Origin of the sequence: Pseudooceanicola aquaeponti, assembly GCF_050897975.1 — a bacterium.
GTDB lineage: Bacteria > Pseudomonadota > Alphaproteobacteria > Rhodobacterales > Rhodobacteraceae > Pseudooceanicola.
This window is the reverse complement of the sequence record NZ_JBPAXY010000005.1, coordinates 48200-62136: the sequence shown is the minus strand read 5'-3', so window position 1 is coordinate 62136 and position 13937 is coordinate 48200. Positions and strand designations below refer to the sequence as shown.

Annotated in this window: 9 protein-coding genes; 7 read left to right on the top strand and 2 right to left on the bottom strand. The window is 68.1% G+C overall.

Annotated elements, in window-relative coordinates:
- Positions 1–184 precede the first annotated feature (184 nt).
- On the top strand, positions 185–1138 hold the full coding sequence (locus ACRARE_RS12770) for a sugar-binding transcriptional regulator (protein WP_432656833.1): 954 nt from the start codon (positions 185–187) through the stop codon (positions 1136–1138).
- Between the two features lie 144 nt (positions 1139–1282).
- Here the strand turns inward: ACRARE_RS12770 and ACRARE_RS12765 are convergent, their stop codons facing one another.
- On the bottom strand, positions 1283–2212 hold the full coding sequence (locus ACRARE_RS12765) for a carbohydrate kinase family protein (protein WP_432656832.1): 930 nt from the start codon (positions 2210–2212) through the stop codon (positions 1283–1285).
- 784 nt (positions 2213–2996) lie between these two features.
- Here ACRARE_RS12765 and ACRARE_RS12760 point away from each other — a divergent pair.
- The 3 genes from ACRARE_RS12760 to ACRARE_RS12750 all read left to right on the top strand — a co-directional run bounded on the left by ACRARE_RS12760 (position 2997) and on the right by ACRARE_RS12750 (position 8274).
- Positions 2997–4406: an FAD-binding oxidoreductase gene (locus tag ACRARE_RS12760; RefSeq protein WP_432656831.1), complete on the top strand. Its 1410-nt coding sequence runs from the start codon at positions 2997–2999 to the stop codon at positions 4404–4406.
- Positions 4406–5572 carry an RsmB/NOP family class I SAM-dependent RNA methyltransferase gene (locus ACRARE_RS12755; RefSeq protein WP_432656830.1) on the top strand — a complete coding sequence of 389 codons (1167 nt, stop codon included), beginning with the start codon at positions 4406–4408 and terminating at the stop codon, positions 5570–5572. Before ACRARE_RS12760 ends, ACRARE_RS12755 begins: the two co-directional genes overlap by 1 nt.
- A gap of 131 nt (positions 5573–5703) precedes the next feature.
- Positions 5704–8274 (top strand): ATP-binding response regulator, encoded by a 2571-nt coding sequence (locus tag ACRARE_RS12750; protein WP_432656829.1) that lies wholly within the window; start codon positions 5704–5706, stop codon positions 8272–8274.
- 116 nt (positions 8275–8390) lie between these two features.
- Here ACRARE_RS12750 and ACRARE_RS12745 read toward each other — a convergent pair whose 3' ends face one another.
- Entirely contained in the window at positions 8391–8987 is a 597-nt protein-coding gene (locus ACRARE_RS12745) for a gamma-glutamyl kinase (protein WP_432656828.1), read from the bottom strand.
- Positions 8988–9178: 191 nt separating this feature from the next.
- Here ACRARE_RS12745 and recA point away from each other — a divergent pair, with 191 nt between their 5' ends.
- The 3 genes from recA to alaS all read left to right on the top strand — a co-directional run bounded on the left by recA (position 9179) and on the right by alaS (position 13927).
- Complete coding sequence (recA, locus tag ACRARE_RS12740; protein WP_432656827.1) at positions 9179–10255, top strand: recombinase RecA; 1077 nt, start codon at positions 9179–9181, stop codon at positions 10253–10255.
- Between the two features lie 323 nt (positions 10256–10578).
- Positions 10579–11118, top strand: coding sequence for a DM9 repeat-containing protein (locus ACRARE_RS12735; RefSeq protein WP_432656826.1), 540 nt, complete (start codon positions 10579–10581; stop codon positions 11116–11118).
- A gap of 154 nt (positions 11119–11272) precedes the next feature.
- Positions 11273–13927: an alanine--tRNA ligase gene (alaS, locus tag ACRARE_RS12730; protein WP_432656825.1), complete on the top strand. Its 2655-nt coding sequence runs from the start codon at positions 11273–11275 to the stop codon at positions 13925–13927.
- Positions 13928–13937 lie beyond the last annotated feature (10 nt).

The following is a 13937-nucleotide window of genomic DNA, read 5'->3' as shown; positions in this document are numbered from 1 at the left end:
ATTGTCCTGAAGGTCGAATTATTGCTCGGCGATTTCCGGGGTTTCCCTCGAATAGCTTTGAACAACTGATCAAATTTTGGGCGCCCTTACGGAAGCTGCGTCAATACGCCTTGGCATTGTCTTTGCAGTTTTGTCCGCGTTACAGCATTTTGCCTGCGGGTTTTCTTTCTGACCGAAGGGTAGCATGGCGGCGGGACATGGCGACGAGGGGGAGCGCGCGCGCGACGACGACGCGGCGCGGGCGGCCTGGCTATATTACAGGGGGGGAATGCGGCAGGACCGGATCGCCCAGGAGATGGGGATCTCGCGTCAGCGGGTTCAGCGGCTTGTGGCCCGGGCGGTCCAAGAGGGGCTGATCCGTGTGCGGATCGAGCATCCGATCGCCGCCTGTGAGGAAATGCAGCTGGCCCTTTGCGAGCGCTACGGGATCGGGATCGCGCGCGTGGCCCCGGGGCTGGGCGGGGCGGGGGATCCGATCCGCGCCATCGCCCCCATTGCCGCACAGCTGCTGGAACGGATGCTGGCCGAAGAGACGCCCCAGGTCATCGGCCTGGGGTGCGGCCGGTCGATGCGCGCCATGGCGGATGAGGTGATGTCGATGGACGGCGCCCGCCACCGGCTTGTGTCGCTGATCGGCAATGTCGCCCCGGACGGTTCGGCGGGCTTTCACGAGGCCTTGATGCGGGTTTCGGAACGCACCGGCGCGGCGCCGCATCTTCTGCCGGTGCCCTTGCTGGTGCGGGAAGAGGCCGAGGTGACCCAGTATCAGGCCATGCCCCATGTGCGCCAGGCCCGCACCCTGGCCAAGGCGGCCAACGCGGCCATCGTAGGGGTCGGCGTCGTGGTCACCCCGCCGCCTCTGATCGGCAGCCTCAGCCCGGAAGAGCTGGAGGGGCTGCGCGCGGCGGGCGGCGTGGGCGAGCTATGCGGCCATGTCTTCGACGCCGAGGGACGCTATCTGGACCACCCGATCAACAACCGGATGCTGAGTATGCGTCTGCCCCTTGGCCAGACCGGGGCCATCGGCCTGGCGGCGGGCCCGGAAAAGGTAGCTCCGCTGCGCGCCGCGCTGCGCGGCGGGTTGTTGCAGGGGCTGATCACCGACGAAGAGACGGCGGCGGCGCTTCTCAAAGACTGATCACAGCCCACGGTGACGGCGCGGCAAAGGCCCTGGAAGGTCGGCGCAAAAGGTCCGAAAAAGACAAGGCCCAACACGTATAGAAAGTGTTGTGGCTTGTCGAAATCCCGGCTCTGGCGGAAATCCACAAGGGATTTCTGCGGCTTACCCCTCCAGCTCGGCCCGCCAGGGCGGGTTGGCCCCGGCCCGCGAGACGGTGACCGCGGCCACCTGGGCGCCGAAGTCCAGCGCCGCGCCAAGCGTTGCCGCCTCGATCCCTGCCAGCCCCTCTTTCGTCAGACAGCCCGCCTGCGCCAGGGCCGCCAGCAGGCCCGCGTTGAAGGTGTCGCCCGCGCCCACGGTGTCCACCACCTGGACCTTGCGGGCAGGCGACAGCACGACCCCGGCGGCGGAATGGGCTTCGGCCCCCTCGGCGCCCCGGGTCAGGATCACCAGCGCGCCGGTCTCGGCACGCAGCGCCGCCGCCTTCTCGCTGGCGCCCTCCGGGCCGGGGCGCAGCCAGTCCAGGTCTTCATCGGAAATCTTAACGATATCAGCTTGTTGCATCATCTTTGCCAGCCGTTCGCGGAAGGCAGGTTCGTCGCGGATGAAGCCGGGGCGGATATTGGGGTCGATCATCACCACCCGTGCTGACGCCTCGCGCGCGCAAAGCGCCGCATAGGTGTCGGCGCCGGGCGTCACCGCCAGGGAGATTCCGCCGAAATAGAGCGCCTCGCAGCTGTCGGGCAGCGCCGGCAGATCCTCGGGGGCGATCATGCGGCCTGCCGAATTTTCATCGTGAAAATAGTATCTTGCACTACCTTCTTTAAGCGTCACATAGGCCATGGTGCTGGGCCGGTCGGCGCGGATCAGGCGGGTGGTGTCGACGCCCGAGGCCTGCATTGCGGCCACCAGGCGGGCGCCAAACGGGTCGGTCGAGATGCCCGAGATCATCCCCACATCGGCCCCCAGCCGTCCCAGGGCCACGGCGGTGTTGAACACCGCGCCGCCCACATGGGGCACATAGGCCTCTTCGCCCGCGTCGCTGCGGGCAGGGATCATGTCGATCAGGGCTTCGCCACAACAGATGATCATCGGCGCTCCTCCTCCGGGATGGCAGATCTGGGCGGGATGGCAGATCTGGGGGTTTTGGCCCGTAGCATTACGCCATTCCCGCGCCCGGCGCGAGAGAAAGTGTTATCGCTATCAGCGGGAAACTCCCCGGGGTGGGAGAAGCCTGTGGATAAGTCTGGGGATGAGACGGGGGCGCCGGGGGTAAAACCAGGGAAAAGCCTGCGCCTGCCAGGGCTTCGCGGCAGCGGCAGGTCGCCTCACGGACAGCTTGCGCGCCCTGAGGCTGTGTTTGAAGGGGCGCGGGAAAGTGCTCTTTTGCAATGGGTTGGCCGGCCGAGTTTATACAGCGGATGAAGAGCCGCCACCGCGCCCGTTCCAGCCCCTCGCGCCACGGCGCGCGCGCGGCCCCCGCGCGGGGGCGATGTGGAGACAAGGTGGATATGTTTTTTCCGTCCTGGGAAAAGACTTGCGGCGGACAAGCGCAACAACTTGTCATGGGTGTGGAAAGGGGGGTGTCGGAGGGATCTTTTGCCCATTTCTTCAGAGTGTTTCTAAGAAATGCTTTTCAACGCATTGTTTTTGAACGGAAAAGATCCGTCGTGTGGCGCGTTTCCCGGCCCGCTCGCCCTCCACGGCCCCCAAACCCTGGTCCCCCGCCGTCGCACCGGGGCCACGCCCCCGGGCGACAGCCGGTCGCGCTTGCCTCCCCCGGGCGGGAGCGGTAGGGGAAAGGCCTCTGTCCGCCGGGTGCTGGTGGCCTGCGGGCCCGGACCGGCCGGGGCATGTTGCAGCGCAGGAGACGATGATGAACCAGAGGGTGAAACCGCAGGCGACGGCGATCGAGGCCGTGCGGAGCGAACTGTCGGCGCATTTCGGCGAGCGGCTGCAAACGGGCGCGGCGATCCGCGAACAGCACGCCAATACCGCCACCGGGCGCGGCACCCAGGCCCCCGACATGGTGGTCTGGCCCGAAAGCACCGCCGAGGTGTCGCAGATCCTGAAGACCTGCTGGACCCATGGCGTGCCGGTGATCCCCTTCGGCGCGGGTTCCTCCCTTGAGGGGCAGTTGAACGCGCCCCTGGGCGGTGTCTCGATCGACATGAGCCGCATGGCCGCCGTGCTGGAAACCCACCCCGAGGATCTGCTGGCCGTGGTCCAGCCCGGCATCACCCGCAAGCGCCTGAACGAGGAGCTGCGGGCCACCGGCCTGACCTTCCCCATCGACCCCGGCGCCGATGCTTCGGTCGGGGGCATGTGCGCCACCCGGGCCTCGGGCACCAATGCGGTGCGTTATGGCACCATGGCCGACAACGTGCTGGCGCTGGAGGTGGTTCTGGCCGATGGCACCGTCATCCGCACCGGCTCGCGCGCGGCCAAGTCCTCGGCCGGCTATGACCTGACCCGGCTGATGATCGGCTCCGAGGCGACGCTGGGCGTGATCACCGAGGTCACCCTGCGCCTGCGCGGTATCCCCGAGACCGTGCTGGGCGGCATCGCCGCCTTCCCCGATCTCGACAGCGCCGTCTCTGCGGTGATCCTGCTGGTGCAGATGGGTCTGGATATCGGTCGGGTCGAGCTGCTGGACGCCATGCAGATCCGCGCCTGCAACCAGTACAGCAAGCTGGACCTGGAAGAGACGGTGACGCTCTTCTTCGAATGCACCGGCTCCGAGGTGGTGGCCCAGGACACCGCCGAGACCTTTGCCGAGCTGGCCCGCGATGCGGGCGCCACCCATATTGACTGGTCCACCGATCCCGACACCCGCAACAAGCTGTGGCAGGCGCGGCACGACAGCTATTGGGCGGCGCTGGCGCTGCGCCCGGGCTGCAAGGGCCTGGTCAGTGACGCCTGTGTGCCGATCTCGGCCCTGGCCGACAATATCGCCGCCGCCCGGGCGGATCTGGACGAGAAGGGCCTGATCGGCACCATTCTGGGCCATGTGGGCGACGGCAACTTCCACGTCGTGTTGATGACTGACCCCGAGGATGCCGAAGAGGCCGCCAAGGTCGAGGACTTCCTGCACGCCATCACGCTGCGCGCCCAGGCGGCGGGGGGCACCTGCACCGGCGAGCATGGCATCGGCCAGGGCAAGATGGGCGCGCTGGCCGAAGAGGTGGGCCCGGCGCTGATCGCCATGCGGGCCGTCAAGGCGGCGTTGGATCCCAAGGGCATCCTGAACCCCGGCAAGATCTTTGACATGGGCGGGGCCGCCTGATGCAGCCCGCCGCCCGCATTGCGGCCGCCGCCGAGATCCTGGACCTGGTCCTGCGCGGCGAGGCGGCCGAGAAGGCCCTGACCACCTGGGCGCGGAATGCGCGTTTCGCCGGGTCCAAGGACCGCGCGGCGGTGCGCGACCATGTCTTTGACGCGCTACGCTGCCTGACCAGTTTCGCGGCGCTTGGCGGTGCGGATACCGGGCGCGGGGTGATGATCGGCCTTCTGCGGGCCGAGGGGCGCGATCCGGCCGAGGTCTTCACCGGCGAGGGCCACGCGCCCGCGCCGCTGACGGAAGAGGAGCAGGCCGCGGGCGCGCTTCCCGAGGATCCGGCGCAGCGCCACGACATTCCCGGCTGGATCTGGGACGACTTCACCGCTTCGCTGGGCGCGGAGGCGGTCGCGGTGGCCGAGGTGCTGCGATCGCGCGCCCCGGTGCAGATCCGGGTCAATCGCGCCGTCACCACCCGTGGCGCCCTTCAGGCCGAGTTGGCCGACGAGGGCATCCTGGCCCATCCCGTCGACCTGGCCCCCGCCGCGCTGGAGGTGACGGAAGGCGCGCGCAAGCTGCAACGCACCGCGGCCTTCGAGGACGGCCGGTTCGAGATGCAGGACGCGGGCAGCCAGGCCATCTGCGAGGCGGTGCCCCTGGCCGACGGGATGCGGGTGCTGGACTATTGCGCGGGCGGCGGCGGCAAGTCCCTGGCCCTGGGCGCCCGGGCCGAGCTGAAGCTCTACGCCCATGACGCCGCGCCGCAACGGATGAAGGATCTGCCCGCCCGGGCCCGCCGCGCGGGGCTGCGGGTGACGCTGGTCGACACCGACCGGCTGGCCGATCACGCACCCTATGATCTGGTCTTCTGCGATGTACCCTGTTCCGGCAGCGGCGCCTGGCGCCGGGCGCCCGAGGGCAAGTGGCGCCTGACCCGCGCGCGGCTGGACGAGATCCTGGGCATCCAGGCGCAGATCCTGGACGAGGCCGCCCCGCTGGTCGCCCCGGGCGGGCGGCTGGCCTATGCCACCTGTTCGCTGCTCGATGCCGAAAACGGCGCCCAGGTTGCGGCCTTCCTCGATCGCACCCCGGGCTGGCGGCAGGACAGCGAGCGCCGCCTGACGCCCCTGGACGGCGGCGACGGGTTCTACGTATCGCAACTATTGCGCGACTAATGTCCTGTAATGGTTCGCGTCTGGCGTGTATTCTCTGCCGCCGCGCCGGGCTAGCCTTTCTCCCGTTAACCATCGTTTAAGCCTCGACGGTCCACTCTGCCGCGGCTTGCGAGCGGAACGAGGAGAGGGCTGTGACCGAAACCGGCGCGGCAACCGGACGGCTGGATCTGATACGGCGCGCCCTGGGGCGACGGGTGCCGCTGCTGGTCGGGCTTTGCGCGCTGTTTGTCTGCGCCGCCGCCCTGGTGCCCGACCCGGTGCTGCGCCTGGCGCTGATCCTCAGCGGGGCGACCCTGGCGCTGCTTTTGGCGGGGCTGGGGGCGGCGCGCGGGATGCAGGCCTTTCTGCGCGCCGAGGGGGCGGGGGTCGAAGGGGCGGGGGCTGCGCCCTCTGACCTTCTGTCGAACCTGCCCCTGGAACCCGTGCTGGCGCGCGACCCGGCGCCGGTGCTGATCGCCGGGGCCGAGAACGAGGTGCTGTATCTCAACGCCGCCGCCCAGGCCTGGCGCGGCGGCGCCGATCTGCCCACGCTGGAGGCGGCGCTGGCGCTGCGCCTTGACCAGCCCGCCGCGGTGGTGCGCCGTCTGCGCGCGGGGCTGATCCCGTCGGGCGGGGCCTGCGAGGATCTGGTAGTGCCCGGCGGCCTTCTGCGTCTCAGCGTGCAGGCCCTGGCAGTCGACAAGCCGGGGCTGGGGCGCCGCTTCCTCTGGCGGATCGAGGATCTGGGCGCGGCGGCCCTTGGCGGGGCCGAGACCATCGCCGCCGCCGGGCGCGCCCTGCCGATGCTGTCGCTGGGGCGCGGCAATGCGGTGCTTTACATGAACGACGCGGCCCGGGCCCTGGCGGGGGGGCGGGTGCGCCACCTCGAAGACCTGCTGATCGCGGGCCCCGAGGGGCTGCCCGAGGGCGAGGGCCCGGTGACCATCCGCACCGCCGGTGGCCCGCAGCGCTGGCTCTTGCGTTCGGCCCCCCGGGTCGGCGGGCGGCGCGAGGTGCTGCTATTGCCCGCCAGTGCCGCCGAGGGGCCGGAGGCGGCGGCCCGCGCCGTGCTGTCGCCCTTGCAGGGCCCGGGGGCCGAGGGGGCGGAGGCCAAGGGGATGCGCGGCGAGGCGGCAGGGGCTGCGCTGATCTGGTCGATGGTCGACAGCCTGCCGGTGCCTATCCTGCGCCTTTCGGTCAGCGGCGAGATCGAGCTGGCCAATGCCGCCGCCTGTCAGCTCTTGTCGATCGGCCCGCGCCCCGACCTGGTGCTGGGCGACCTGATGGAGGGGCTGGGCCGCTCGATCCCTGAATGGCTGGCCGAGGCGGCGGCCCAGACGGTCGAGGCGCCGGCGAAACCCCATTCGGAATTCCTGCGCCTGTCCCATTCCGAGATCGAGGTCTTCGTGCAGGTGGCGGTGAAACCGGTGCCGCTGGAGGGGCGGACCGCGCTGATCGCCGTGCTGTCGGACGCGACCGAGCTGAAGACGCTGGAGGCGCAGTTCGTGCAAAGCCAGAAGATGCAGGCCATCGGCCAACTGGCCGGGGGCGTGGCCCATGATTTCAACAACTTGCTGACCGCGATCACTGGCCATTGCGACCTGCTGTTGCTGCGCCACGACCCGGGCGATCCCGATTACGCTGACCTCATCCAGATCAACCAGAATGCCAACCGCGCCGCGTCGCTGGTCGGCCAGCTGCTGGCCTTTTCGCGCAAGCAGACCCTGCGCCCGGAACCGTTGGACCTGCGCGACACCCTGTCGGACCTGACCCATCTGCTGAACCGCCTGGTGGGCGAGAAGGTGACCCTGTCGCTCAGCCATGACCCGCTGCTGCCGCAGATCCGCGCCGACAAGCGGCAGTTGGAACAGGTGCTGATGAACCTGGTCGTCAATGCCCGCGACGCCATGCCCGAGGGCGGCGAGATCCGCATTGCCACTCAGATGCTGCACCTGGCATCGGAACTGCGGCGCGACCGCGCCAAGGTGGCGCCTGGGGACTACGTTCAGGTGCAGGTGCGCGACACCGGCCATGGCATTCCGCCCGACAAGCTGCCCAAGGTGTTCGAACCCTTCTTCACCACCAAACGGGTGGGCGAGGGGACGGGACTGGGCCTGTCCACCGCCTATGGCATCATCAAGCAGTCGGGCGGGTATATCTTCGTTGACAGCACGCCGGGGGCTGGGACCTGTTTCACCCTGCTGTTTCCCGCCCGCGAGGCCGAGGCCCGGCCCGAGGCCCCCGCCGCCCCGGCCCCCGCCCGGGCGCTGCCCACCCGCGCCGAGGGCGTCGTGCTGCTGGTCGAGGACGAGGCCCCGGTGCGCGCCTTCGCCAGCCGCGCCCTGCGCCTGCGCGGCTATAGCGTGCTGGAGGCCGACAGCGGCGAACAGGCGCTGGAGGTACTGGCCGCGACCGAGCAGGAGATCGACATTTTCGTCACCGATGTGATCATGCCCGGGCTTGACGGGCCCAGCTGGGTGCGCGCGGCGCTGAAAACCCGGCCCGACACCCGGGTGGTCTTTGTCTCGGGCTATGCCGAGGACAGTTTCGCCGACAGCGCCGCCCGCATCCCCGGCTCTGTCTTCCTGCCGAAACCTTTCTCGCTGGCCGAGCTGACCGAGACGGTGCAGCGCCAGCTGAGCGGGCCGGAGCCGGGCGGCGCTGCGGCCGACGGGCAAGAGGTAGAGGGCGGCGCAGCTCCGCCGCCACCCGCCGAGGACTGAGCGCGGAGGGGGATGACAGGAGGGCGGATGGCGGGGTGAACCCCGCCCTACGGGGCCCCTTTGCCGACGCGCGCCCTGGGGGCGACCGTCCGAGCGTCAAAGGCTCTGGGGCGGGCCTAGGCGGGAATGCTATCGTAAAGGGCGAACTCTTCGGCGTGCTTGCGGCGCAGCTTGGCCTCGACCTCGGGCGACAGGGTCAGCTCCATCTCGGGTGAGACGTTTTCGCGCGCGGTCTCGATGCGGGTTTCCAGCCGCTCTTCCAGCCAGGCGCGCAGTCCGGCCTGATCCTCGTAGCGAAACAGCTTCGTCGCGCAGGTGCCGTTGCCCGCCGGTTCCAGGAACTTCGCCTGGCTGCCGACATTGGCAAAGCCCGGGCGCTGCCCCTTGCAATAACCCTCGACGAATTCGTCGAAGCTCAGCTCATGGGTCGCATTGGGCTTACCCGCCATGAAGGGTCGCTGCCGGAACCGATACCAGGAGCCGAGCCAGGAGACCGGCTCGCGCACCACCGCCAGAACCTCCAGATCCGCGCCCACGAACTTCTCCAGCATGGGCCGGAAGAAGCGGTTGTAGCGGTAGACCGGGGCGTGCTTCAGCTCGGGCGGATTCGACACCAGGATATCGGCCAGGGGCCCCAGGGCGGATTCGTAGGCGGTTGTTCCGGTCTTGGGGACCGACAGGAACACCAGCCGGGCCTTGGAAAATACCATCATTTCAACCCCCTTGGCCGTCCCGACCCCTGTATTTGCGCCCGTAAACTACTCTTTAACCCTGGCTCCGCAAAGTCGGAACCTGAAGAATTTGATTGAAATGTTCTCTTTTTGCCCCCATACAAGCGGGAACAAGAAGCGAACATAAGCGCTCATTGCTGCCCTGACCGGGGTGTGAAATAAGGAAGCAGAGAATGGCAACGGCAGATCTACTCTCCATGAACTCCAAAAAAGACCCCAACAAGCAGAAGGCGCTGGATTCGGCGCTGTCCCAGATCGAGCGTCAGTTCGGCAAGGGTTCGATCATGAAGCTGGGGGGCAAGGATGCCATCCAGGAGATCGAGGCCACCTCGACCGGTTCGCTGGGCCTTGATATCGCGCTTGGCATCGGCGGCGTGCCCAAGGGGCGCATCGTCGAGATCTACGGGCCCGAAAGCTCGGGCAAGACCACGCTGACGCTGCATTGCGTGGCAGAGGAACAGAAAAAGGGCGGCGTCTGCGCCTTCGTCGACGCCGAACATGCGCTGGACCCGGGCTATGCCCGCAAGCTGGGCGTCGACCTGGACGAGCTGCTGATCTCGCAGCCCGACACCGGCGAACAGGCGCTGGAGATCACCGATACGCTGGTGCGTTCGGGCGCGGTCAGCATGGTCATCGTCGACTCGGTCGCGGCCCTGACGCCCAAGTCGGAACTGGAAGGCGACATGGGCGACAGCTCGGTCGGGGTGCACGCCCGTCTGATGTCCCAGGCGATGCGCAAGCTGACCGGCTCGATCAGCCGCACCAAGTGCACGGTGATCTTCATCAACCAGATCCGCATGAAGATCGGCGTGATGTTCGGCAGTCCCGAGACCACGACGGGCGGTAACGCGCTGAAGTTCTACAGCTCGGTCCGCATGGACATCCGCCGTATCGGCGCCATTAAGGACCGTGACGAGGTGGTCGGCAACTCGACCCGCGTCAAGGTGGTGAAGAACAAGGTGGCGCCGCCCTTCAAGCAGGTGGAATTCGACATCATGTATGGCGAAGGCATCTCGAAGACCGGCGAGCTGATCGACATGGGCGTGAAGGCCGGCGTGGTCGAGAAATCGGGCAGCTGGTACAGCTACGGCGACGAGCGGATCGGGCAGGGGCGTGAGAACGCCAAGACCTTCCTGAAGGAAAACCCCGATATCGCCTATGAGATCGAGGACAAGATCCGCGCAGCCCACGGGCTGGAGTTCGGCGAGAACTTCTCCGAGGACGACGATGGCGACGTGATGGAGGGCTGAGGCCCACCCGGGCCGACATGCCCCGCGCAGAGGATTGGACAGAGCGGCCCCCGGGGGCCGCTCTTTTCGTTTGGCTGGGCGCTGTTGGAGCATCCCGGGGCGGCGGGGCATGTCATGACGGGGCGTGGTCTTGCCGCTTTGGCGCTGGTCTCTGCGCATCTGGCGGCGCGGCGCGCTCGCAAAGCGGGCAGGGCGCGGGCCTGAGGGGACGAAAAGCGGTGGAGGTGACAAGAAATGTCACCCGCGGCGAGCCGCGCCTGGCGTATAGAAAGGCCAGATCGGGGGCCATGGGACGCGCCCACCGGATTGGGGAGAGTGAGATAATGACTGTGATTGCAAGCATGGCCAGCGTGCTGGTCGGAACGGTTCTGGCCGTGGCCGGTGTGGCAGAGCAGCCCGGCGCCGGGCCCGAGCGGATCCTGCCGGTTCAGGGCGGGCCGGTCTGGATCCCGGCGCAGAACGGCGCGGTGCCCGATGGCACCTATGCCCAGGGGCAGGAGGGCAATGGCGAATTCCTTTACGTCTGCGTCGCGGGGGCCTTCAACGGGCGCCATCTGGGCAAGGTGCGCCCGGGCTTCTCGGGGTGCAATTTCGGCTATGGTGGCCAGGAATACACCGCCGAGCGCTACGATGTGCTGGTGAACAACCCGGGCTATTGGGCCGCGCCCGCCTATCCCGGCGCCATCCCGGACAATGCCTGGGCCTTCGGCAGCGAGGCGGACATGACGCCGCTGTTCCTCTGCCTGGCGCCCCACAACGGCGGCTATCAACCGGGCAAGATCGGCGCGCGCACCGGCGGCTGCAACATCGGCTATGGCGGTCAGGAACTGACCCTCTACGACTACCAGGTCTACGTCTACTGACCCTGGACCGGCCCGTCTTTGGCCCGGGTTCGGCGCGCCGCCTGTCGCGGGGGCGCGTCAAATCCGGCCCCGGACCCCGGGGGCGGTAGACACTGCCCGCGCCGCCCGTTAAATCGACGGGACCGTCAGGCAACCGGGACAAGGGCCGCCAAGAATGAAGACGCTGAACGAGATCCGCTCGACCTTCCTGAACTACTTCGAGAAGCAGGGACATACGATTGTCCCTTCCTCGCCGCTGGTTCCGCGCAACGACCCGACGCTGATGTTCGCCAACTCGGGCATGGTGCAGTTCAAGAACTGCTTCACCGGGGTCGAACATCGCGATTACACCCGGGCTACCACCGCGCAGAAATGCGTGCGGGCGGGCGGCAAGCACAACGACCTCGACAACGTCGGCTATACCGCGCGCCACCACACCTTCTTTGAAATGCTGGGCAACTTCAGCTTCGGCGACTATTTCAAGGCCGAGGCGATCCCCTTTGCCTGGGACCTGGTGACCAAGCATTTCGACATCTCGCCCGAGCGTCTTTACACCACCGTTTATCACACCGATGACGAGGCCTATGAGCTGTGGAAGAAGATCGGCGTGCCCGAAAGCCGCATCATCCGCATCGCCACCTCCGACAACTTCTGGCAGATGGGGCCGACCGGCCCCTGCGGCCCCTGCACCGAGATCTTCTTCGACCATGGCGAGAAGTTCTGGGGCGGCCCTCCGGGCAGCCCCGAAGAGGACGGCGACCGGTTCATCGAGATCTGGAACGTCGTCTTCATGCAGAACGAACAGTTCGAGGACGGCTCGATGCGGGCGCTGGACATGCAGTCGATCGACACCGGCATGGGCATCGAACGGGTGGCGGCCCTGCTGCAGGGCACCAACGACAACTACGGCACCGACCTGATGCGGGCGCTGATCGAGGCCTCGGCCCATGCGACCAGCACCGAGCCCGACGGGCCGGGCAAGACCCATCACCGGGTGATCGCCGACCACCTGCGCTCGACCTCCTTCCTGATCGCCGATGGCGTGATGCCCTCGAACGACGGGCGCGGCTACGTGCTGCGCCGCATCCTGCGCCGTGCTGCGCGCCATGCGCATCTGCTGGGCAGCCAGGATCCGCTGATGTACCGCCTGGTGCCGGAACTGGTGCGCCAGATGGGCGAGGCCTATCCCGAGCTGCGCCAGGCCCAGCCGATGATCGAAGAGACGCTGAAGCTGGAGGAAACCCGCTTCAAGCAGACCCTGGATCGCGGTCTGAAACTTCTGGACGAGGAACTGTCGGACCTGCCCGAGGGCGCCGAGCTGCCGGGCGCCGCGGCCTTCAAGCTTTACGACACCTACGGTTTCCCGCTGGACTTGACGCAGGACGCCCTGCGCGAGAAGGGCCGGGCGGTGGATACCGACGGGTTTGACGCCGCCATGGCCGAGCAGAAGGCCAAGGCCCGCGCCGCCTGGGCCGGCACCGGCGAGGCCGCCGACCAGGCGGTCTGGTTCGACATTGCCGAAACCCACGGTGCCACCGATTTCCTGGGTTATGACACCGAAACCGCCGAGGGGCAGATCATCGCCCTGGTGCAGGACGGCGCCCAGGTCGACAGCGTCGCCAGCGGCGGCGCCGTGACCCTGGTGCTGAACCAGACGCCCTTCTACGGCGAAAGCGGTGGCCAGGTGGGCGACACCGGCGAGATCCGCACCGAGGGCGGCAAGGTTCGCATCACTGACACCAAGAAGGTGGCGGGCGTCTTCCTGCACATGGGCGAGGTGACCGAGGGCAGCGTCAAGAAGGGCGAGGCCGCCGTGCTGGAAGTCGACCACGACCGCCGCTCGAAGATCCGCGCCAACCACTCGGCCACCCACCTGCTGCACGAGGCCCTGCGCGAGGCGCTTGGTGAACATGTGGCACAGCGCGGCTCGCTCAACGCGCCGGACCGCCTGCGCTTCGACTTCAGCCATGGCCATGCCATGACCGCCGAGCAACTGGCCCAGGTCGAGCGGGAGGTGAACGATTTCATCCGTCAGAACACCGCCGTCGAGACCCGGATCATGACCCCCGACGACGCCCGCGCCATCGGTGCCCAGGCGCTGTTCGGCGAGAAATACGGGGATGAGGTGCGCGTGGTCTCGATGGGCCAGGCCGCCACCGGAAAGGGCCCCAAGGGCGACACCTGGTCGATCGAGCTTTGCGGCGGCACCCATGTCACCCGCACCGGCGACATCGGCGCCTTTGCCTTGACGGGGGAAAGCGCCAGCTCGGCCGGCGTGCGCCGGATCGAGGCGCTGACCGGCGCCGCGGCCCTGGCGGAACTGCGTGGCCGCGACCTGACCCTGTCGTCGATCGAAGGGATGCTGAAGGCGCAAGGCCCCGAGGCGGTGGACCGCGTCAAGGCGCTGATGGACGACCGCAAGCGGCTGGAAAACGAAGTGGCCCAGCTGAAGCGCGAGATCGCCATGGGCGGCGGCGGTTCGGGCGGTGGTGCCGAGGCCGAGGTGGTCAACGGCGTCAAGTTCCTGGGCCAGGCCCTGCAAGGGGTCTCGGGCAAGGATCTGCGCGCCCTGATCGACGCCCACAAACAGCGCATCGGCTCTGGCGTGGTGCTGCTGGTGGCCGAGGAAGACGGCAAGGTCGCCGTGGCCTGCGGCGTCACCGACGACCTGACCGGCACGGTCTCGGCGGTGGATGTGCTGAAGGCCGCCGTGCCGGCCGTGGGCGGCAAGGGCGGCGGTGGCCGCCCCGACATGGCCCAGGGCGGCGGCAAGGACTTTGCCGGTGCGGATGAGGCGCTGGCCGCAGGCCGCGCCGTATTGGAAGCGTAAGGAGAACGAC

Coding starts and splice junctions, on each gene's coding strand:
- ACRARE_RS12735 (WP_432656826.1), top strand. CDS start 10,579: ATGACTGTGATTGCAAGCATGGCCAGCGTGCTGGTCGGAACGGTTCTG.
- ACRARE_RS12755 (WP_432656830.1), top strand. CDS start 4,406: ATGCAGCCCGCCGCCCGCATTGCGGCCGCCGCCGAGATCCTGGACCTG.
- ACRARE_RS12770 (WP_432656833.1), top strand. CDS start 185: ATGGCGGCGGGACATGGCGACGAGGGGGAGCGCGCGCGCGACGACGAC.
- ACRARE_RS12760 (WP_432656831.1), top strand. CDS start 2,997: ATGAACCAGAGGGTGAAACCGCAGGCGACGGCGATCGAGGCCGTGCGG.
- recA (WP_432656827.1), top strand. CDS start 9,179: ATGGCAACGGCAGATCTACTCTCCATGAACTCCAAAAAAGACCCCAAC.
- ACRARE_RS12745 (WP_432656828.1), bottom strand. CDS start 8,987: ATGATGGTATTTTCCAAGGCCCGGCTGGTGTTCCTGTCGGTCCCCAAG.
- ACRARE_RS12765 (WP_432656832.1), bottom strand. CDS start 2,212: ATGATCATCTGTTGTGGCGAAGCCCTGATCGACATGATCCCTGCCCGC.
- alaS (WP_432656825.1), top strand. CDS start 11,273: ATGAAGACGCTGAACGAGATCCGCTCGACCTTCCTGAACTACTTCGAG.